This is a genomic window from Enterococcus sp. C53, assembly GCF_040887425.1.
GTDB classification, from domain to species: domain Bacteria; phylum Bacillota; class Bacilli; order Lactobacillales; family Enterococcaceae; genus Enterococcus_B; species Enterococcus_B hirae.
Genome location: NZ_JBFOFT010000007.1, coordinates 35,288 through 55,298 on the forward strand (window position 1 = coordinate 35,288; position 20,011 = coordinate 55,298).

Sequence of the window (20,011 nt, forward strand, 5' to 3'; positions counted from 1 at the left end):
CTCCTTTATTGTGATTTTTACTGTAAGATTTTTCTTAGCTGATTTAACGTACGATACATTTTGGTTTTGACGGTGTTTTCATTCAAATCAAGAATCTCTGCAATTTCTTTTAAACGAAAGCCTTCAAAAAAATGTAAAATCAAAATTTCCTTTTCGGGGCTATCAATTCCTTCAATGATTCCATGTAAATCAGTCAATGAATCGTCCGTTGTGTGAGCGAGTTGAATCGTTTCTTCTTCCAATGTTTCCGATTGATTTCGTTTTTGCTTACGCCAAGCATCGATCGCTGTTCGTATCAAAATACGATAAAACCAAGCTGAAAATCGTTCAATCTCTTTCCCTTGTTCAATAGCAGCTAACGCTTTATGAAAACTGTCTTGCATTACGTCCAATGCTTCTTCTTTGTTATGAACATAATTCATTGTGATCCGAAACATTTTCTCATATTCCTCTTGGATCAATTCACTTAATAAATTCTTTGATTTTTCGATTTGCTTCTTTTTCTTGTAACGATTAAAAATCGGACCCATCTCCTTTCCCTCTCACTTACTATGACGATCAAACAAACCAAAAAGTTTCAATTATTTTTTTATTTATGTAAAAAATCAATACAAAAAAACTGCAGATCCCTTATTGGGGGATCTGCAGCTATGAAGCCGAAAGTCTATTCTTCGGTGAACTCTTCGTCCTCGTAGTCTTCGTCTTCATCGTCATCTTCAATGATGCTTAGATCTTCTTCGATGTTGCCTGGTAATTCTTCTTCATCGTCACTTGTGTCGTCTGCACCGATTTCTTGCAAGTCAGAGTTATAAGCAGCGATTTCTTCATCATCGTCATCATCATCTTCAAAAAGATCATCGTCATCTTCGTCAGACAAGTCAGTATCTTCTGGGTCATCATCATTATAATCGATCGCATCTTCATCATCGTTGATAAAGGCATTGACTTTTTTACGTTTGCGTCGACGAGGTGTATCTTCATCTTCTTCGTCAATTCCATGGTTTACTTCTTCATCGATCGAATCGATCGCATACCATGAACGCAAGCCCCAACGATTGTCACCTAATGAAATAAAGCTACCATCAATATTTAAGTCAGTATAAAATTGTGCCAGTGAATCACGAATCTCACTGTCTGATTTTCCAAGATAGGTTTGGATTTGGTTGGCTAAATCAGAAAAATCCATCACATCGCCACGTTGTTCTAAGATCGCATGTGCTACTTCGATCATTGATAATTCGTTTTTGTTTGCACCTTCAAATACACTAATTTCCAATCAGGACACGTCCTTTCACAGTCTACTCCTTATCATACAAAATCATACGTAAAAAATCAAACGTTTCTTTGCGATTTAAGCAGTAAAATCTAAAGTTAAATAATATTCCCCTAATTTTTCTGGTCCCATTAGCAAGTCGTATTCAATCATTACTTTCCCAGCGGTTGGTCGGTCTTTCAAACTAACATGTAATTCTTTGGTATACGTTTCAATTTGAAGCATGCCATAAGGTGTCCGATACGTTGTTTCCAAACGTTCACGATACCCGAATTTTAGTCGCATCCGTGTTTCTCCCGCACGAATCAATTGAACCTGTCCATCGGGCATCAATTTGATCGTTACAGGGATTTCTTCTGCTGTATTTTCCTGAATTTCCTGGTATCGTATGTATAACGTATCCCCAATTTTGACCATTTGACCTTTCAGATCAAAGAAAAAGTCTTGATGTTCCCCATTTTGCATGACTTTCGTCCGTAATTTGATTGAAATGGGTGTTCCTTGCGATTGTGCCATTTTACCTTCTCCTTTACTTCATATAGGTACATTGTTCCTAGTTTTCGTCTATTTGTCAAACAACTCGTCATCGAAGAGGTTGTGAAAGCATCGGGGAGCTCCGATGACAATAAGAAAGAATTTTTTAAAATAGCTTCTCATATTTTGAAAAATTCAGGCTTATTTCAAGGAGCTGATGCTTGAACACCGTTTATTCGTTTTTAGAGCTACCAGAAGAGACTGAGCCAAGTTTTGTCCCAGACTCAATAAATTCTTTTTTTAGAGTATATTAGAGTATAGTATAATAATGAGAGAAACTCCCATGAAACGATGACAAACGTGAATCATTGGAATGTCAATCGATGATTAATTATATAAAGGAGCGAATGTAATGAATCCAACAATTATTTTGGATCAAAAAATTTATCAAAAAAATGATTTTACCCCTTTTGCTCTGACGGATATCTTAACCGAGTATTCAAAAAAAAACAACCAAAACTTTCTCCATTTTTGGCAATATGAACAAACGGTGATCTTAGGAATGAAAGATACTCGAACGCCCTACTTCCATGAAGGCATTCAGGAGCTAAGAAAAGCAGGCTATCAGCCAATCGTTCGTAACGCTGGTGGATTAGGGATCATTTCTGATCAAGGGGTTTTAAATATCTCATTGATTTTCCCTCAAAACGAACAGGAGAAGATATCGATTGATGCTGCCTATGAAAAAATGCTCACATTGACTCGTCTGGCTTTTCCAACCGTATCAATCGAAGCTTTTGAAGTGACTCATTCTTATTGTCCTGGTACGTATGACCTGAGTATCAACGGTAAAAAGTTTGCGGGGATCGCCCAACGTCGCATAAAAAACGGGATTTCTGTGATGATGTATGTTAGTGTCAATGGCGCACAACAAACCAGAGGTCAAGCGATGAAACGATTCTATCAAGAAGCGCTGAAAGAGGATTTCGGCACGAATGGTTACCCGGCGGTCGTTCCTGAAAGTATGGCAACCTTAGCTGATTTACTTGAAACGCCTTTAACCATTGAGGATGTAAAACAACAATTCCAATTGGCACTCACACAACTCTATGGAGAGAGTCGTTCAGTTGATGCGCTATGTTGGAAAGAGGCACATGTCACTTCTGAACAGTGGACGGATCAAATCAATCGAATGGAAGAACGAAATAAATTAAAGGAGCTTGCTGATGACTATTCCTTATAAATATCAATTATTACCGATCGAAAAGGTCTTTCGTGACCCGGTCCATAACTATATCCATGTCCAACACCAAGTCATTTTAGACTTGATCAATTCAAAAGAAGTCCAACGATTGCGCCGTATCAAACAGTTAGGCACTTCTTCCTTTACTTTTCACGGCGCTGAACATAGTCGGTTCACTCATTCATTAGGGGTCTATGAAATTTCAAGACGGATCTGTGATATCTTTTCCCGCAATTTCCCTCAAGAAAAAATTGGCGCTGACGGCTGGGATGATCGAGAACGTTTGGTTACGTTGTGCGCAGCATTGCTTCACGATGTTGGTCACGGTCCTTATTCTCATACATTTGAACATATTTTCCATACGAATCATGAAGCGATCACTGTAGAAATCATTACTTCTCCTGAAACGGAAGTTTATCAAATTTTGAATCGTGTGGAAGAAGGATTTCCAGAAAAAGTTGCCAGTGTGATCCAAAAAACGTATCCTAATCCCCAAGTCGTCCAAATGATTTCGAGTCAGATCGATGCTGATCGAATGGATTACTTGTTGCGAGATGCCTATTACACTGGGACAGAATACGGTACGTTTGATTTAACACGAATTTTACGTGTCATTCGTCCCTATAAAGGCGGGATCGCCTTTTCGATGAATGGGATGCACGCAGTCGAAGATTATATTGTGAGTCGCTATCAAATGTACGTTCAAGTTTATTTCCACCCTGTGTCTCGTGGCATGGAAGTAATTTTAGAACACTTGTTACATCGGGCGCATGAGTTGTATCGAGAAGATCCCAATGTGTTTGAATCCCATTCTCAACTACTCTTACCGTTTCTTGACGAAAACTTTACACTGGAAGAGTATTTAAAATTAGACGATGGCGTTTTAGGAACTTATTTTACCCAATGGACGGAATTTTCTGATCCAATCTTAAGTGATTTAGCTAAACGTTTCTTATACCGTAAACCGTTAAAATCGGCAACTTTTTCTGGGGATCGCTCTTCTTCCTTGATCAAGGAAATGACTGCTCTTGTGGAAAAAGTTGGCTACAATCCTGTCTACTATACTGCCATCAATTCCAGTTATGATTTGCCTTATGATTTTTATCGCCCCGAAGAAGGACGCCATCGAACACAAATCGAAATCTTGCGAAATGATGGAACTTTGGTAGAATTATCAGAGGTGAGCCAACTTGTGGCTGCTCTTGCTGGACAAGAACAAGGAGATGAACGATTTTTCTTTCCAAAAGAAATGGTTGATCCGTCTTTAAGAAATCACTACGATCTATTTGACGAAACCTATCAAGAATTTGCAAGCCATATCCGCAATGGTTCACTGATTACCCAAACAAACTAAAACACACGATCACTGGAGGAAATTATGTCTATCAAGTTAGTCGCCATCGACATCGATGGAACCTTATTAAATGAGAAAAGAGAAATTACAGCAGACGTCAAAGAAGCGATTGCTCAGGCTGTCGCTAAAGGAGTAGCTATCGTCTTGTGTACCGGCAGACCGTTGCCTGGTGTCCAGGAACAGTTGAATGAACTCGATTTATTCCAAGAAAATGACTACGTGATCACCTACAATGGCGCACTTGTCCAACAAACAAAATCAGGAAAAATCATCGCACGTCATGGTTTGACACATGAAGATTATTTAGAAATCGAAGTGATGGCTCGTCGAGTTGGCAGTCATCTACACTCCATTGATGATCAGGCGATTTACACCTCTAATCGTGATATCAGTGCGTATACGATCCATGAAGCCAGCTTAGTTCATATGCCGTTGAAATATCGCACACCTGAAGAAATGACACCAGATATCAATTTGGTTAAAATGATGATGATCGACGAACCTGATATCTTAGATGCTGCGATTGCTCGTTTGCCCCAAACATTCCGTGAAAAATACACGACAGTGAAAAGTGCGCCTTATTACTTTGAAGTATTAAACAAAGAAGCAAGTAAAGGCGCAGCCGTTGCGAACTTAGCGCAACATCTTGGAATCGATCAGGATGAGATCATGGCGATTGGTGACAACGAAAATGACTTATCGATGATTGAATATGCTGGCTTAGGCGTTGCGATGGGTAATGCTGTTCCGCTAGTTAAAGAAGCTGCCAACGTGGTCACTAAAACAAATGAAGAACATGGTGTGGCAGAAGCAATCAAAACGTATGTTTTATCATAATAAAAATAACATTTGCTACTAAATAAAAATCCAAAACCAGTTCGTCACTGACTGTACGCTGGTTTTGGATTTTTTCTTGATTTAATTGTTTTAATTGTTCAATAACCATTTTTCAACCGCCCACTTGTGGCTACCTCGTTTTAATTTTTCAATGGCTTCTTGTGGCGTGACCCACCAAATGGTATTCGTCTTTTCAGTTGGTTCTGCCATTTGTTGCCAGCCGTTTGCCACGTAAAAGTAGCCAGGGTTATAGTAATAGGTCTGACGGTAATTGGAATAAAAATACTCATCCGCTTCCCCTAGATAAGTCGCAATTTCTGCGACGATCCCCATTTCCTCAAGGAGTTCTCTCTTAAGAGCTGCTTCTTTTGTTTCCATCGCTTCAATCTCTCCACCAGGTAAAAAATAAGCACCATTTGGAGCTTCAATCAAAGCTAGTTTGTTCTTTTCTTCCACGATGATATAGGCAGCATATCGGGGGGAATACTGGACCCCTGCTTCTTTTTCACCAAATACTGGTTTATCCATCATTTTGTCCACCTTAAGCTTATTTACTTTTTATTTTACATGAGAGTTTTCTCATAAACAAGCGCAAATCTTCTATTGCTCTTTCTTTTTTTGTTATGATGAAAAAAAAAGGAAAGGAAGTAGTTATTTATGAAAATGGCTCATACTTGCGTTCGAGTGAAAGATCTTGACGCTTCATTAGAATTTTACCAAAAAGCGTTTGGCTTTGAAGAAAGTCGTCGCCGTGATTTTCCAGAAAACAAATTCACCCTTGTTTATTTAACTTTACCAGGAGATGACTACGAATTAGAATTAACTTATAACTATGATCATGAAGGCTATGATCTAGGGAATGGCTATGGACACATTGCTATTGCTGCGGATGATTTAGAAGCACTTCACGAAAAACACCAAGCAGAAGGATTCAATGTGACAGACCTAAAAGGACTTCCAGGAACAGCTCCTTCTTATTATTTCGTTGTTGACCCTGACGGATATAAAATCGAAGTTATTCGGGGATAAGGTTGTGAAAAAAACGCTCAAAACAGCTTCTCTTGTTTTGAGCGTTTCTTTTTTATTATCATCGAAACTCCCCGATACCTTCACAACTACCCAAGCATAATGCTTTCTTCTGGGTATTTGTAATTGGCTTCTGCCCTGTTCGCTTTTACTAGTAGTGAAAAAACGACTGTCATGATTCCTACTCGACCGATATACATCAAAGAAATAATGACTAGTTTTCCGATCAATGTCAAATCCGGGGTCAACCCCATCGTCAATCCAACTGTCCCAAAAGCGGAAAAGACTTCAAACGCAATATATTCGATTCCTGACGTTTTAGGAATCGTCTCCGTCACAGATAGGACCATGATCGCAACAACACATAAAGAGAGAGTTACAAAGAAAAGAGTCAATGCACGTAGCACGGCTGCTTGGCGAATGGTTCGACCGAAGGCTTCTGCTCGTGTCTTTCCTTTAAACATGGCATGCATTTGGATCAATAAAATTCCTAATGTCGTAGTTTTCAGTCCTCCAGCTGTCGAACCAGAAGTTCCTCCGATGTACATCAAAAACATCGTTAAAATCAATCCTGCATGACTCATCTGTAAATAATCAATAGAGTAATAGCCTGCTGTTCTTGGTGTCACACTCATAAAAAATGTATTCGCTAATCTTTCTGTAAACGTACCTTTAACTAAAGTCAGTCCATTTCTTTCAGTGATGAGAAATAAAATAAATCCACCAATTAATAAGAGTGCAGTTACAGATAAGGCGACTTTTGAATGTAGTGTGATTTTTTTGACCCGATGATAACTTAGAATATCACGCCAGACAATAAAACCTAATCCACCTGCAATGATCAACGCTGAAACGACCATGATCAGGTAAACATTTGTTTGATCCGCGAGTAAACTGTCTCCTAATAAATCAAATCCTGCATTACAAAAACTAGAAACGGCATGAAAGATACTAAACCAGATTCCTTTAGCCCAACCAAATTCAGGAATAAAAACTACACTCAAAGCAACCGCCCCGATTACTTGGATCACCACCGCAAATTTTAAGATATAGATCATTAACTTAATTACACCCGACATCTCTTCAAGGTTTAAGGCTTCCTTTAGCACAATCCGCATACTAAAACTGATTTTTTTCTTCGCAATAGCAAAAAAGAGGATCGGGATCATCATAAAGCCTAACCCACCGATTTCAATCAAGGTCATGATCAAAAACTGTCCTGCACTATTCCAATGCTCCGCAGTATTCAGTGTCGTCAAACCAGTCACACAAACAGCTGAGGTTGCAGTGAATAAGGCATCAATAAAATGGGTGCTTTCTCCGCTGCGGCTAAAAAATGGTAACGTCAGTAAGCTACCTCCAAACAGGATCAAGATAAAAAAACCAGCAGCAATTAGCTGGACAGGTGATAATCGTTTTCTTACTCTTTTTTTCATGATAGTCATTCCTTATGCTTAATTTTTATCTAAGATCTCAGAACGACATTTTGTTCTGCAATCATAAATAGGTACAAAATGAATCATTGGCGTGAAGCAACTACTCGGCAATAAGCGATGATTTTCTAAAATAGGAGAAGCTATTTTAAAAAATCCTCTCTTATTCGCTCGGAGCTGAACGCTTCTTTCACGACCTCTTTCCATTATAAGCAAACGAGCGCAAGAAGAAAAATAAATGACTACTTTTTCTTCTTACGCTAAATTCGATTTGTTCTGATCATGAAAAAAGCCATTAGAATGCTGAATTGGATCAGCCTTACTCTTCTGTTCCCATATTTTTCACTTTGATCAGGCGAGTTACTTCTGCTCGTTCGTTTTCTTCCAGCTTCATTTTAATATAATAAATCGTTTCTTCCAATTGAGGAATCGTCATATATTCCAACGCATTGACCCTTCTTCTGGTTTTCTCGATCTCTTCAGCCATAAGTTGACATGTTTTTTCAACTTCTGCCAGCTTCAAAAGCTTTGGTAAGAGCTGCGTAAAACCATCGATCGAACGATCCAACTCTGCATTAGAATGAAGATAGCCATACTCTAATGGTGTCTCATTCAATGTTTCATCGTATTGAAAATTCATGAGGGGAACTTTGACACTCATAATATTTTTCTCAACTACAGAAAGTGAGACGTTTTCCGCTGGTAATGCCAAAAGTTCGTCAATAAAAGCTTCTTCGACTGTTGACTTTGCTAAGACAAAATCTTTCATTGCTGTTTGGGTTTCTTTTTCTATTGCTTGGCGTAACTCATTATTTTTACGGATCAGTAAAATAAATTGACGCATCAATTCATCTTGTTTGTCCTTTAAAAGTTTGTGTCCCCTTGTCGCTGTCGTTAATTGTTTCTTTAAACGAGTTAGCTCCATTCTCGTAGGATTGACGTTTAATCGCATAAGGAACTCACTTCCCTTCTGGCAAATACTTATCCAGTAAATCATCCTTGATTCGTTTTAACTCGGTTCTTGGAAGCATCGCCAACAGTTCCCAACCTAAGTCAAGCGTTTCTGTGATTGTCCGATTGGTGTAAAATCCTTGGTTGACATATTCGTTTTCAAATCGTTCCGCAAATTTTGCATAGATTTTATCAATATCTGACAAGGCAGATTCACCTAAAACGACAGCTAATTCCTTCGCTTGTTTTCCTTGCGCATAGGCGGCAAACAATTGGTTCATCGTTGCTGCGTGGTCTTCTCTTGTTTTACCAGCACCTGTTCCTTTGTCCTTCAACCGTGAAAGAGAAGGCAAGACATCGATCGGTGGTTGAATCCCACTCTTATAAAGCTCTCTCGTTAAAATGATCTGACCTTCTGTGATATAACCCGTCAAATCGGGAATCGGATGAGTCTTATCATCTTCTGGCATCGTCAAAATCGGAATTTGAGTTACAGAACCTTTCAATCCTCTAATCCGTCCAGCCCGTTCAAATAAGGTGGCTAAGTTTGTGTAAAGATAGCCTGGATAACCACGACGGCCAGGAACTTCTCGACGTGCGGCCGAAATTTCTCTGAGCGCTTCTGCATAGTTGGTCATATCGGTCATGATGACTAAGACGTGCATGCCTTTTTCATAAGCTAAATATTCAGCGGCCGTCAATGCCATTCTTGGTGTGGCGATTCGTTCGATTGCTGGATCATTAGCTAAATTCATAAACATAACGGAGCGATCAATCGCACCTGTTTGTCTAAAGTCTTCCATAAAAAATTCGGCTTCTTCAAAAGTAATACCGATGGCAGCAAAAACCACAGCAAAATCATCGGAAGAATCCAAAACAGTTGCTTGGCGAGCAATTTGGGCAGCCAACTCTTTGTGTGGTAAACCTGAGCCAGAAAAAACCGGCAATTTTTGCCCACGGACTAATGTATTCAAATGATCGATTGCTGAAATCCCTGTTTGGATAAATTCATCGGGATAATCTCTGGCAATTGGATTGATTACTTCGCCATTGATATCTAAATATTTTTCTGGCAAGATTTCAGGTCCATTGTCCTTTGGTCGACCAAGACCATCAAAAACCCGACCGATCATGTCTTCTGATACTCCTAATTGTAAAGGGTGTCCTAAAAAGCGTACGGAAGAATTTTTTAGATTGATTCCACTGGTTCCTTCAAAGATCTGAACCATCGCTTTGTCTTCTTGGACTTCTAGTACTTGTCCACGACGAATCTCGCCGTTTTGCATCCGAACTTCAATCAATTCTTCATATTTGACTCCCGAAACTTTTTCGACTGCCATCAAAGGGCCGACCACTTCTTTGATTGTACGATATTCTTTAATCATCGGTCATCCCTCCTTCTGAAACAATCAATTGGATCGTTTCTTTGATTTCTTCATTTATACTACTAATTTTGGCTAACTCTTCTTCTGGAATATACTTGCTCCGACTAATGCGTTCTCTGACCGCTACTGTACCTTCCATGATTTCATTGAAGTACGCTCCCAACGATAAGGCTTTTCGAGCTTCTTTCCCAAAAGTCAAAATAACTTTCAACATGTTGAATTGTTTTTCTCTTGAAGTAAACGTATCTACATCATCAAAAGCATTTTGTTGTAAATAGTCTTCTCGAATCGATTTTGCTACTTCAAGGGTCAAGCGATCGTTATCAGAAAGCGAATCGATCCCTACCAAGCGCACGATTTCATTTAATTGTTCTTCTTCTTGCAAGATCCGCATGCCTTCAGTTACCATATCAGACCAATCCTGCTGTAAGATTTGATCCATATATCTGCCAACTTCTGTTGAATATAATGAGTAACTTTGGATCCAGTTAATCGATGGAAAATGTCTTTTTTGAGCAAGACTAGAATCTAATCCCCAGAAAACCTTCACCACACGTAAGGTATTTTGAGTCACTGGTTCAGAGATATCTCCACCAGAAGGAGAAACCGCACTGATGGCAGTGATACTGCCCTCACGTTGGTCAGAGCCTAGAGCAATGACACGTCCTGAACGTTCATAGTATTCAGCTAGACGAGAGCCCAGATAAGCGGGATAACCTTCATCACCAGGCATTTCTTCTAAACGTCCGCTCATTTCACGCAGTGCTTCTGCCCAACGAGAAGTGGAATCTGCCATGATTGCTACATCATACCCCATGTCACGGAAGTACTCGGCAATCGTGATTCCCGTATAAATAGAAGCTTCTCGAGCAGCTACTGGCATGTTCGATGTATTAGCGATCAACACAGTTCGTTCCATCAAAGACTCGCCTGTATTTGGATCGATCAGTTCAGGAAATTCATTGACGACATCCGTCATTTCATTTCCTCGTTCCCCACAACCAACGTAAACCACTAGATCTACGTCCGACCACTTAGCAATCTGGTGTTGCACAACTGTCTTCCCTGCACCAAACGGACCTGGAACGGCTGCCGCTCCTCCTTTAGTTACTGGGAAAAACGTGTCAATGACCCTTTGACCGGTGATCATCGGTACATCTGGATTTAATTTTTGTTTGATTGGTCGACCACGACGTACTGGCCATTTTTGCATCATCGTCAGCTCTTTTAAGCCTTGTTCCGTTTCGATCACACAAATCGGATCATCGATCGTAAATGATCCAGATTCAATTTTTTGTACAGTTCCTTTGATACCATTAGGGACCATGATTTTGTGCTGAATGATCTTCGTTTCATCCACGTACCCAATGATGTCTCCAGCACTTACTTCTGTTCCTTCTTCGATTGTCGCTTCAAACCACCATTGTTTCTCATGATCTAAAGCTGGTAATTGGACCCCACGTCCTAAGAAGTTACTTTGAGTCACTTCCATAAATGTATCCAGTGGTCTTTGAATCCCGTCAAACATTTGTGAAATGATTCCTGGTCCTAGCTCAACAGATAGTGCTTCCCCAGTGGAACGAACAGGTTCTCCGGGACCAATTCCTGAAGTTTCTTCATATACTTGAATAGACGCCACATCTTGACGCATCTCAATGATTTCGCCGATGACTCCTAAATCTCCCACTAAACACATGTCTTGAATACTTGCTTCTGACATATTTTCTGCCATAACGAGAGGACCGGAGACTTTTATGATTTTTCCAATTTGCAAATGACTATCTCCTTTTCCTATTATAAAATATTTTGTCCAACAGCTTTTTCCACACTATTTTGGATCTCTTCTAAACCGATACCAAGGGTTCCTTGATGACTAGGAATCAAAATGATCGCAGGTGTCAATTGTCCTTTATAGCGCTCAATCGTTTCAGGGACCAGATTTGCACATTGTTCGGTGATATAGATCACACCATATTCATTCTTAGCCATCTCATCGATTGTTTTTCTTATTTCAGTCTTTGTCGTACCATGCTGTACATCAAAGCCAAATAATCGAAAAGGCGAGACAGAATCCTTGTCACCTACTACTCCGATTTTATAAGTCATAGACCTGTCTCATCCTTTCTTTTAGTTGTTCCAGTGAAAAGTGATTTCGTTTGCCAATGATCAAAAGGCGCAGATTTTTACTTTCGACTTCTTTTGCGTTCAAAAAAGCTAGTAATGGTAACGGGCCAAACGCTTGTGTCTGTGCTACTTGATAAAAAGAACTTAAATAATCATCTTTCAATTGTTCCAAGCTAACTAAATCAATCTGTTCTTCATGGATGACTTGCTTTAATAGCTCACTGTAATCTGTTGTCAGTAAAAACTGAGTAAAAGATGCCATCTCCCCACGAACAAAGGAAAGCAATGTGTCTTTCGGAATACTTCCTGAACTTGAAATAACTGTTGTCATAAAACCTGCAGAACGATGCTGCAAGATCCCTCTTGCTGTCGTGGTGATATTCGTTAAATCGATAAAAGCAATGATCTCTTCTAATAGTTCAGGGTAACCAAGCTGTTCCCCTAAGCGACGTTGCTCGGTTAGAAAACAACGGTCATAAATCACATCGATCCCTTGTAAAATAGTCGATTCTTCGCAGTATTCATGAACTTCTCGAATATAATCCATGAGACTGTCTTGCAATTCCACCGACACTTGCGTGTGAATCGCATCTTTCAACACTTCCAGCGAATAAAATCCATCATGGATGTAAAGGTGATCAAGGTTTTGCCCTGTGATCTCAGCCTTTGTCAATACTTTCAAATTATGGAAAGTGTAACGCATCGTATAGATCCAAACGATTTCTGGTTCTGGTGCAGATTCTTTCAACCACTGGAATAATTTGCTGCGTTCCTGAGAGAGATTGGCTTCAAAATCCTTGTCAAAGCCGTCATAGATATACGGCTGATAGATCGTGGATTGTAAGATTTCTCCAAGTGAATCGATCGAATCGGTTTGGATCATTTGCTCAAACGTGTCTTTTGAAATCAACTCTAATTCTCTACCACGTATCAAGGGATTTAATTCATGATACTCCATTTGACAATCCCTCCTTAGTCAAATAATTCTTTGGCAATTTCAGCACTCATCGTCTCTTGAATTTCCTTGATCAAGTGACTAAACAAAAAGTTATATTGGATACCAGCATCATCAATGATCAACCCTGCTTGTGCTTTTTCAGTAAAGTCTTCCCGGATTAATTCAAAAGGAAGTTCTTCATTCCATTCAGCGATGACCGCAGGTGTTAAGATATCCGCTGATTTTTCTCCTGGGATCAAGCGAGCTGTGCCATTGATCGGTAATGTTTGGATCATTTGCTTCATCAACGCAAGTTGTTCTTCTTTTGGTTCATTTTCTAACTGAAGCGTTGCTTCCGTGAATAAACGCTGTAAAACTTCTTGTTTCGCATTTAAGATTTCTTGTTTCACTTGCATTTTTTGCTTGTTTCTCAACTGGCGATAACTTCGTTCAATTTCTTCCAGTTTACTTGCTTTTTCTTTCTGAAAATCTGCTTCGATCTGCCACTTTTTCACTTCGAATTTTTGATCGATTTCTTTGCGCTTCATTTCTTCGAATGATGCACGTTCGAGTTGTGCTGTTTCATTTATTTGAGTGATGATTTTATCAATCGCATCCACCGTCATTCCTCCTTATAAGCTAGGCTATTACGCATTTAAGACCAGTAAGAAAGAAATAACGAAACCTAAGATGGCATATGTTTCAACCATCGCAGCAAAAATGATCCCTTTCGTTGCATGCTCAGGTTTTTTCGCTAGAATTTGAATACCAGCAGCTGCAACCTTCCCTTGAGCGATCCCTGAGAATAAACCAGTAAAGGCAATCGGTAAGGAAGCTCCTAAGAAGTTCAATCCTTGAACGACAGACATATCGCTGCCTAAGTTGATAAAAATCAAGAAGGCGATAACGAAGCCGTATAATCCTTGGGTACCTGGAAGTAATTGTAAAATTAACGCTTGTCCGAATTTTTCTGGTTGACTGGTCGTCAATGCTGCTGCCGCTTCCCCAGTCATTCCAACGCCTTTAGCAGACCCGATTCCTGAAAAAATCGTTGCTGTTGCCATCGCTAATACTGCAAATACCATTCCACCATTTTGAGTAATCAAATAATCCATCATTGTATCAAATTCCTCCAATATTTCTATTTTTTCTTATGATTGATGTTGACGTATTTCTCCACCGTTTTTAGTGGTTTGAAGGAACGCCCTCCTCCAGTGTAAAACTTTCCAAAAAATTCTACATATTGTAATCGTGCGCCATGTACATAGGCACTCAAAAGTGTTAAGAACATATTCAAAGCCTGTAGGACAATGATCAATAAAATTCCGACACTAAAACGAGCAGCTGGAGGCATAAAAGCAACTAACATGTTGAATGCTGCGGCAATACTTCCTCCAGAGATTCCCAGTGCCATTAGTCGTGTATAGCTGACTAAGTCTCCGATATAGCCAGTTAGACCATATAAATTATACGCACCTTTGGCGATCCCCTTGGCTTTTGAAGAAGATTGGAAAACAGGAATGATCAAAATACATACGGCTGAAAGAACAGCTAATGCACCGCCTAAATAAACAAAGGCGTTGTTTTTAAGGATCATCGTTCCCAATAAAATCAGAATGACACCAAGCAAGATCCCTTGCCAAGCAAACCCATCATTCACGGCATCGACATATGCTTTTCGTTTGATATGTTCCTTAGCAGCAATAAATAGTCCGACTAAAATTTGGATCAACCCAAAAATTACGGATAAAATCAAGATCGTGTTGACATCATCTGTAGTAGACAAAATCGGAAATGGTAAATGAATACCAAAAATTTCTTTAGGCAATGCCGCCCCAAAAAATGAGCTATAGATAAATCCCCAGATGATCGAAGGGATTGCTAGAATCTCAAAGAATTTTGCAAAACGTTGCATTCCCCGTGGCAATACCACTAATTTTTGGAGTAAAAATGCCCCTAAAAACATCAGTAACCCATACCCGATATCCGCCACCATCATGCCAAAAAAGACGAGGTAAAACGGCATCATCCACGGCGTTGGATCAACTTCTTCATACTTTGGTAAACTATACATCTCCGTTAACATCTCAAAAGGAGCGACGATCGGGTGATTTTTTAGTTTGGTCGGTACTTCTTCAGCAATTTCATTGTCCGTTGGCTCGTCAAAGGTCAAATAGACTTCTTCACTTGCTAAGACATTTTGTAGCATGTGGATCAATTCTTGTTTTTCTTCATGATCCACCCAGCCTTGAATCAGAATCAGATAAGGAGTATGAATGATCCGGTCCTTGATTGCTTCTCGTTCAGAGCGAGCCAAGAAGATTTCTTCCGTCCATTCGAAATCTTTGATATACCCACTACAAGCTCCAATGGCTGAAGACAGTTTCTTTTGTTGGTCCTTGATTTCCTGTAAACTTTGTTTTGCAGCAACTAACTGTTGCTGTGGTGTCCCCTCATACAGATAGTCTTCTTTAACAAATCCATAACGACTGGCGATTTCTTCCATGCGTGACTCGTCAGCTCGTAAAACAATGTAGGCAAAGTAAGTCGTTGTTGGTGAAGAGTTGATTTCTTCTAAATAGGCTTCGTTTATCTCAGCAACTTCAGCTTTAAAAGATTCAGCATTTTTAGCATTGACCGTTCCAATGACTAGCTTGGTCATTTGACTATTAAATGCTTTAGGCGCCAAATCCAGATTTTGCCAATTGAGCAACCAATTCTCTTGGTCTTCCAATTGTTGGCGTTCGTCTACCAGTTGCTCCCATTGTTCCTTCAAAAGTAAGACTTCTTCCAGCTTTTTCGAAAAAGCTTCTTCTGAATAATTTTTTTCCAAAGTATCTAACGAAAGTTCACGCCTTTTTAAGTGTTGTTTTTTCTGACTTTTTTCGCCATGATGTTCGATAAATTGGATAGCTGTACGAATATCCGTTAATTTATAGGATAATTTCGCAAGTTCCTTGTCCTTATCGATCATCTCTGGTTCAGGAAAAAACGTCTCTACCCATTGATTGTTTTCAGATTCTTGGAACAGATCACGGATTTCTACTGCATGGAGTCCTTGAACTGCTTGCAACAAGATTTCACGATTTTTCTTATCTGAAATGAGAGTCACTTTTTCCATTTTAGTGACAGCCATTGTTTTGTTTCATCCTTTCAATGATCTCATTTGTTAAGTTCTTTTTCTTCGCTATTTCCTCTTCTTCTTTTTCTAAATATGTTTTTTCTATTTCAAGAACTTTTTGACGAAATTGTTCTAAAATCAATTCCAGTTTGTGCTGTTCGTCTTCAGTTACTTCCTCTTCATTTTTTCTTTTTTCTTTCATCAGCTTGGTTAATCGTTCTTGGAATTCTTTATTCAAATCGATTAATTCGTTATTTTTTAATTGTTCATATTGAGCAAGTTCAGCTTTGACCTGCTCTTCTTTTTTCTGATTATTCTCTTCTGCTTCTTTGATTCTTGTCAAAATTCGCGCCATTTCTGTCACAATCACTTCCCCCTTTCGATTAAAAAAGGACACATGCTCTCGTTACATTGAAAGTATGTGCCCTTTAGTTGACTAATGATGCTGAGCCCTTCAATATGTTCTTCTCACCCCTTGAAGAACGCGATCCTTGAAGCATTATGCCCAACCATTTTATTCGTGATTTAATTCTATTGTACCAAAATGACGAAAAAATTCAATAAAAACACCATATTTTTCCTCGGTAACTCTGTTTTTTTATAAGAAATTCTCATGAAAAAAATTTTTTCTTCATATTTATTCCCAAACTAGATCTATTTCAAATAGTTTTAAATTTTTTTTATTCTTGATAGAATAGAACGAATAGACGATTTGGAGGAATGTTTATGTTACCCATTATTGGAATTGCTGGAAATCAGTTGATCCGAGCGACAGATACTTTTCAAGGAAATCAAGTAACCTATACTCCCCAAGGCTTTGTCAATGCTGTACAGCAGGCGGATGGTTTACCGATCGTTTTACCGATCTCATCCCCTAAGACTGCTTCTGCTTATATTGACCAAATCGATAAACTGATCTTAGCCGGTGGACAGGATATTTCCCCACAACTGTATCATGAACCTCCCCATCCAAAACTTTTAGAAACCAATCTTCAAAGAGATCTCTTTGAAGCGGCACTTATCAGCGAGGCTCTGAAGCAAAACAAACCAATTTTTGCTGTTTGTCGTGGAATGCAACTCTTAAATGTCGTGCTTGGGGGTAGTTTGTATCAAGATTTAACCACTTACCCTAAGTGGTCGGTCAAACATGAACAGCATCCAACCGCCCCACAATTTGCTACTCATGAAGTAGAGATTTTACCCGACACTCTATTACATCAGCTACTACCTGATACTTATTTGGTAAACTCTTATCATCATCAGGCGTTGAAAGAGCTGGCACCTTCATTAAAAGCTACAGCCTTTTCTCCTGATGGTCTAGTGGAAGGGATTGAAAGTCTCGATAAGGATGTTCGATTGTTTGGTGTACAATGGCATCCAGAGCTGACACATTCAAGCAATTCCACTGACCAAGGATTATTTGATTTTTTTGTTCAAGAATTTTAGTCCTGAAGTGATTGGGCAACGATTTTTTTCCTCTAGAATATCCTAAATACCATTTTGTTGTGCCGATACTGCTTTTAATAGTCAGTCGGTTAGGATTTCTTACGTTCATTTCTCATAATTGAAAGTGACTGTTTCAATGAACTCCATAAGCCACCTTCACTATAAACAAGAACATTTGATTTATACATATTCGCTGAGAAGAACATTAGCAGGAATGTGACAATGATTAACACTACAAGTGAAATCAATACACTAGTCATTCCCACTGTCTCATTCGCCAAACGAATCGGCATAATATAAGAAGAAAGGAACGGAATATAGGACGTGATCCGAATCACGATATTGTTTGGATCAGATGCGCCTAAGATCAACCCAAGCATATAGCCACCTAAAGAAAGATAAGTAACTGGTAAAATCGCTTTTGCTGTATCTTCTGCTTTGTTGACTAATGATCCACATAAAGCCGCTAAAACGGAGAAGATCAAGATACCAAAGAACATAAACAACAATGCGTACCATAAAAATGGTCCGATGATCTTATCTAGTGAAATATTCTCTATGATACTTTTTACAAAATCCATATGTTTAAATTGTTGGAATCCCACAGTCAAAATCACACCGTATAGAGCCATCTGCGTTAAAGCAACTAACAAGACACCAGTCAATTTACCATAAAAATGTTTTTGAGCTGTCGTACTTGATAAAATGACTTCCATGATTCGAGTTCCCTTTTCAGAAGCAATTTCTTGCGCGATGATTTGTGAATAAGTCAGGATAATGATAAATAAGATAATGGTTGCTGCATAACTAATCGCATATTGTACGCCAGAATTATCTTCTCCAACTTTCATTTTGTTATTACTATCAAAACTTACTTTTTGTCTAGTCAAACTTGCTGGTTGACTAAGACTAGCTACTTCTTCAGGAGAAAGTCCCAGTTGGCTAGCTCGCAATAGTGATTGCAACCCAGTTAATTGCTGTTGGATCAACAATTGTGTACTTTGTCCTAACGAATTTTCACTGTAAAGTTGACCTTTTAGCTGATCGTTTTCGACCGTGACGACTAAATAGGCATCAATTTTTTCATCGGCTAATTCTTTTTGAGCTTGTGTTTGCGAATCAACCGCTTGAAAGCTGAACTCATCGGTTTTTACTTGTTCAAGCTGTTGCGTTACTTGTTGATTTTCGGACAATACACCAATTTTATTAATCTCACTGTTTTGCTGAGCAAAATTGCCTGCTAAATAAACGATTCCTATCATAATGAATGGCACTAAGATCATAATTAAGAAAGAGATAGATTTGACATTTTTTAAATAGACATCTTTTGTAATGATCCAAAATTTACGCATCAATCTCACCTGCTTTCATTTTGAATATCTCTTCTAAGGTAGGCGGTTGTTGATTGAACATTGGAATATAGCCAAATTGTGTTGCTCGGGTAAAGATTTCTTTTCCTACATCAGGATCGTTTAAAGTGATTTCAAGCGTTTGATCTTCATGAGTGACGACTTTTTCGACTCCTTCGATCATTGCAACTTCCTGCTGGGACAAGCCAGATTCTAAGAATAACTTTGTACGTCCAAAAGAATTTCTGATTTCATGGACTTTCCCGCTTAACACCATTTTTCCATTACGCAACATAATTAAATGATCACAGATTTTTTCAACATTATCCATATTGTGACTGGAGAAAATAACACATGAGCCATGTTCTTTTAACTCAATGATCCCATCTTTCAGCAATTCTGCATTGACTGGGTCAAGCCCACTAAACGGCTCGTCCAATATGATTAATTTAGGTTCATGGATCAACGTAGCAATCAATTGGACTTTTTGTTGATTTCCTTTAGACAATGATTTTACTTTATCGGTTTTCTTTCCTTTTACTTGGAACTTTTCCATCCAAAAATCGATTTTTGGTTCGATCTCTTTTCTTTTTTTGCCTCTCAATTCAGCAAAATACAACAATTGCTCTTGAATCGTTACTTTCGGATACAACCCACGTTCTTCAGGAAGATAGCCAATAATGTCATAGTCTTTTTCTCCCAAAGGTTGTCCATTCCATAAAACTTCCCCTTGATCCTGTGTCAAAAAATCTAAGATCAATCGAAAAGTTGTGGTTTTTCCTGCCCCGTTTTGTCCGATCAGCCCCATAATCTTTCCATCAGGTATTTGAAAAGACACATGATCAACAGCGGTATAGTCTCCAAACGTCTTAACCAAATCTTTCACTTCTAACATCGTCTCACTCCTTCGTCTCCATTTCTTCTACCATATTCAGATAGTTCAGACAACTTAAATCGCATACAAATGCAAAAAATGAAATAGTCCAGAGATTCTTTATCAATTAAAGGTCCAAAGTCTATTGAAAAATGAATAGTTTAAAAAGAAAACCATTCTTTCC

Annotated in this window: 21 protein-coding genes and 1 other annotated feature; of the genes, 5 read left to right on the forward strand and 16 right to left on the reverse strand. The window is 38.9% G+C overall.

Annotation, left to right across the window (positions count from 1 at the left end; translation table 11 throughout):
* Nucleotides 1-17: 17 nt before the first annotated feature.
* The 3 genes from AB3I42_RS09710 to AB3I42_RS09720 all read right to left on the reverse strand — a co-directional run bounded on the left by AB3I42_RS09710 (nucleotide 18) and on the right by AB3I42_RS09720 (nucleotide 1,789).
* Complete coding sequence (locus tag AB3I42_RS09710) at nucleotides 18-530, reverse strand: RNA polymerase sigma factor (RefSeq protein WP_010738005.1); 513 nt, start codon at nucleotides 528-530, stop codon at nucleotides 18-20.
* Between the two features lie 134 nt (nucleotides 531-664).
* Complete coding sequence (gene rpoE / locus AB3I42_RS09715; RefSeq protein WP_010718626.1) at nucleotides 665-1,276, reverse strand: DNA-directed RNA polymerase subunit delta; 612 nt, start codon at nucleotides 1,274-1,276, stop codon at nucleotides 665-667.
* Nucleotides 1,277-1,351: 75 nt separating this feature from the next.
* Nucleotides 1,352-1,789 (reverse strand): DUF1934 domain-containing protein, encoded by a 438-nt coding sequence (locus tag AB3I42_RS09720; RefSeq protein WP_010718627.1) that lies wholly within the window; start codon nucleotides 1,787-1,789, stop codon nucleotides 1,352-1,354.
* Between the two features lie 370 nt (nucleotides 1,790-2,159).
* Here AB3I42_RS09720 and AB3I42_RS09725 point away from each other — a divergent pair, with 370 nt between their 5' ends.
* The 3 genes from AB3I42_RS09725 to yidA are packed head-to-tail and all read left to right on the forward strand — an operon-like array spanning nucleotide 2,160 to nucleotide 5,181.
* Entirely contained in the window at nucleotides 2,160-2,990 is an 831-nt protein-coding gene (locus AB3I42_RS09725) for a lipoate--protein ligase family protein (protein ID WP_010738006.1), read from the forward strand.
* The gene (locus AB3I42_RS09730; protein ID WP_010738007.1) at nucleotides 2,974-4,344 is read left to right on the forward strand and encodes an HD domain-containing protein; all 1,371 of its coding nucleotides are present in this window, start codon (nucleotides 2,974-2,976) and stop codon (nucleotides 4,342-4,344) included. Before AB3I42_RS09725 ends, AB3I42_RS09730 begins: the two co-directional genes overlap by 17 nt.
* Before the next feature lie 24 nt (nucleotides 4,345-4,368).
* A complete protein-coding gene (gene yidA / locus AB3I42_RS09735) occupies nucleotides 4,369-5,181 on the forward strand; it encodes a sugar-phosphatase (RefSeq protein ID WP_010718630.1) in 813 nt (270 codons plus the stop codon).
* 90 nt (nucleotides 5,182-5,271) lie between these two features.
* Here the strand turns inward: yidA and AB3I42_RS09740 are convergent, their stop codons facing one another.
* Nucleotides 5,272-5,709, reverse strand: coding sequence for an NUDIX hydrolase (locus AB3I42_RS09740; protein WP_034867355.1), 438 nt, complete (start codon nucleotides 5,707-5,709; stop codon nucleotides 5,272-5,274).
* Between the two features lie 129 nt (nucleotides 5,710-5,838).
* Between AB3I42_RS09740 and AB3I42_RS09745 the strand changes: the two genes are divergently transcribed.
* Nucleotides 5,839-6,210: a VOC family protein gene (locus AB3I42_RS09745; RefSeq protein WP_010718633.1), complete on the forward strand. Its 372-nt coding sequence runs from the start codon at nucleotides 5,839-5,841 to the stop codon at nucleotides 6,208-6,210.
* An 86-nt stretch (nucleotides 6,211-6,296) separates the two neighbouring features.
* Here AB3I42_RS09745 and AB3I42_RS09750 read toward each other — a convergent pair whose 3' ends face one another.
* The 10 genes from AB3I42_RS09750 to AB3I42_RS09795 form a co-directional block, all read right to left on the reverse strand.
* Nucleotides 6,297-7,643 carry a TrkH family potassium uptake protein gene (locus tag AB3I42_RS09750; protein ID WP_010738011.1) on the reverse strand — a complete coding sequence of 449 codons (1,347 nt, stop codon included), beginning with the start codon at nucleotides 7,641-7,643 and terminating at the stop codon, nucleotides 6,297-6,299.
* A 316-nt stretch (nucleotides 7,644-7,959) separates the two neighbouring features.
* Nucleotides 7,960-8,592 (reverse strand): V-type ATP synthase subunit D, encoded by a 633-nt coding sequence (locus AB3I42_RS09755; protein ID WP_080292479.1) that lies wholly within the window; start codon nucleotides 8,590-8,592, stop codon nucleotides 7,960-7,962.
* Nucleotides 8,593-8,599: 7 nt separating this feature from the next.
* The gene (locus AB3I42_RS09760; RefSeq protein ID WP_010718636.1) at nucleotides 8,600-9,976 is read right to left on the reverse strand and encodes a V-type ATP synthase subunit B; all 1,377 of its coding nucleotides are present in this window, start codon (nucleotides 9,974-9,976) and stop codon (nucleotides 8,600-8,602) included.
* Nucleotides 9,969-11,750: a V-type ATP synthase subunit A gene (locus AB3I42_RS09765; protein WP_010718637.1), complete on the reverse strand. Its 1,782-nt coding sequence runs from the start codon at nucleotides 11,748-11,750 to the stop codon at nucleotides 9,969-9,971. The genes AB3I42_RS09760 and AB3I42_RS09765 overlap by 8 nt, the downstream gene beginning before the upstream one ends.
* Before the next feature lie 20 nt (nucleotides 11,751-11,770).
* Entirely contained in the window at nucleotides 11,771-12,082 is a 312-nt protein-coding gene (locus tag AB3I42_RS09770; RefSeq protein WP_010718638.1) for a V-type ATP synthase subunit F, read from the reverse strand.
* Nucleotides 12,072-13,058, reverse strand: coding sequence for a V-type ATPase subunit (locus AB3I42_RS09775; protein WP_181914354.1), 987 nt, complete (start codon nucleotides 13,056-13,058; stop codon nucleotides 12,072-12,074). The genes AB3I42_RS09770 and AB3I42_RS09775 overlap by 11 nt, the downstream gene beginning before the upstream one ends.
* A 14-nt stretch (nucleotides 13,059-13,072) precedes the next feature.
* Entirely contained in the window at nucleotides 13,073-13,657 is a 585-nt protein-coding gene (ntpE, locus tag AB3I42_RS09780; protein ID WP_010738014.1) for a V-type sodium ATPase subunit E, read from the reverse strand.
* A 27-nt stretch (nucleotides 13,658-13,684) separates the two neighbouring features.
* Complete coding sequence (locus AB3I42_RS09785; protein WP_010738015.1) at nucleotides 13,685-14,155, reverse strand: V-type ATP synthase subunit K; 471 nt, start codon at nucleotides 14,153-14,155, stop codon at nucleotides 13,685-13,687.
* A 23-nt stretch (nucleotides 14,156-14,178) separates the two neighbouring features.
* A complete protein-coding gene (locus AB3I42_RS09790) occupies nucleotides 14,179-16,173 on the reverse strand; it encodes a V-type ATP synthase subunit I (protein ID WP_181914353.1) in 1,995 nt (664 codons plus the stop codon).
* A complete protein-coding gene (locus AB3I42_RS09795; RefSeq protein WP_205943385.1) occupies nucleotides 16,160-16,513 on the reverse strand; it encodes an ATPase V in 354 nt (117 codons plus the stop codon). The genes AB3I42_RS09790 and AB3I42_RS09795 overlap by 14 nt, the downstream gene beginning before the upstream one ends.
* Nucleotides 16,514-16,620: 107 nt before the next feature.
* Nucleotides 16,621-16,669, reverse strand: a sequence feature (sodium ion sensor (DUF1646 type); this cis-regulatory element may regulate processes involved in with the transportation of sodium ions).
* 215 nt (nucleotides 16,670-16,884) lie between these two features.
* Here AB3I42_RS09795 and AB3I42_RS09800 point away from each other — a divergent pair.
* Nucleotides 16,885-17,604, forward strand: a complete 720-nt coding sequence (locus AB3I42_RS09800) for a gamma-glutamyl-gamma-aminobutyrate hydrolase family protein (RefSeq protein WP_034867347.1) — start codon at nucleotides 16,885-16,887, stop codon at nucleotides 17,602-17,604.
* An 89-nt stretch (nucleotides 17,605-17,693) separates the two neighbouring features.
* On the opposite strand, the gene AB3I42_RS09805 is transcribed toward AB3I42_RS09800, so the two are convergent.
* Both AB3I42_RS09805 and AB3I42_RS09810 read right to left on the reverse strand, forming a co-directional pair.
* Nucleotides 17,694-18,956 carry an ABC transporter permease gene (locus tag AB3I42_RS09805; RefSeq protein ID WP_010738019.1) on the reverse strand — a complete coding sequence of 421 codons (1,263 nt, stop codon included), beginning with the start codon at nucleotides 18,954-18,956 and terminating at the stop codon, nucleotides 17,694-17,696.
* Complete coding sequence (locus AB3I42_RS09810) at nucleotides 18,949-19,848, reverse strand: ABC transporter ATP-binding protein (protein WP_010718646.1); 900 nt, start codon at nucleotides 19,846-19,848, stop codon at nucleotides 18,949-18,951. The genes AB3I42_RS09805 and AB3I42_RS09810 overlap by 8 nt, the downstream gene beginning before the upstream one ends.
* Between the last annotated feature and the right edge of the window lie 163 nt (nucleotides 19,849-20,011).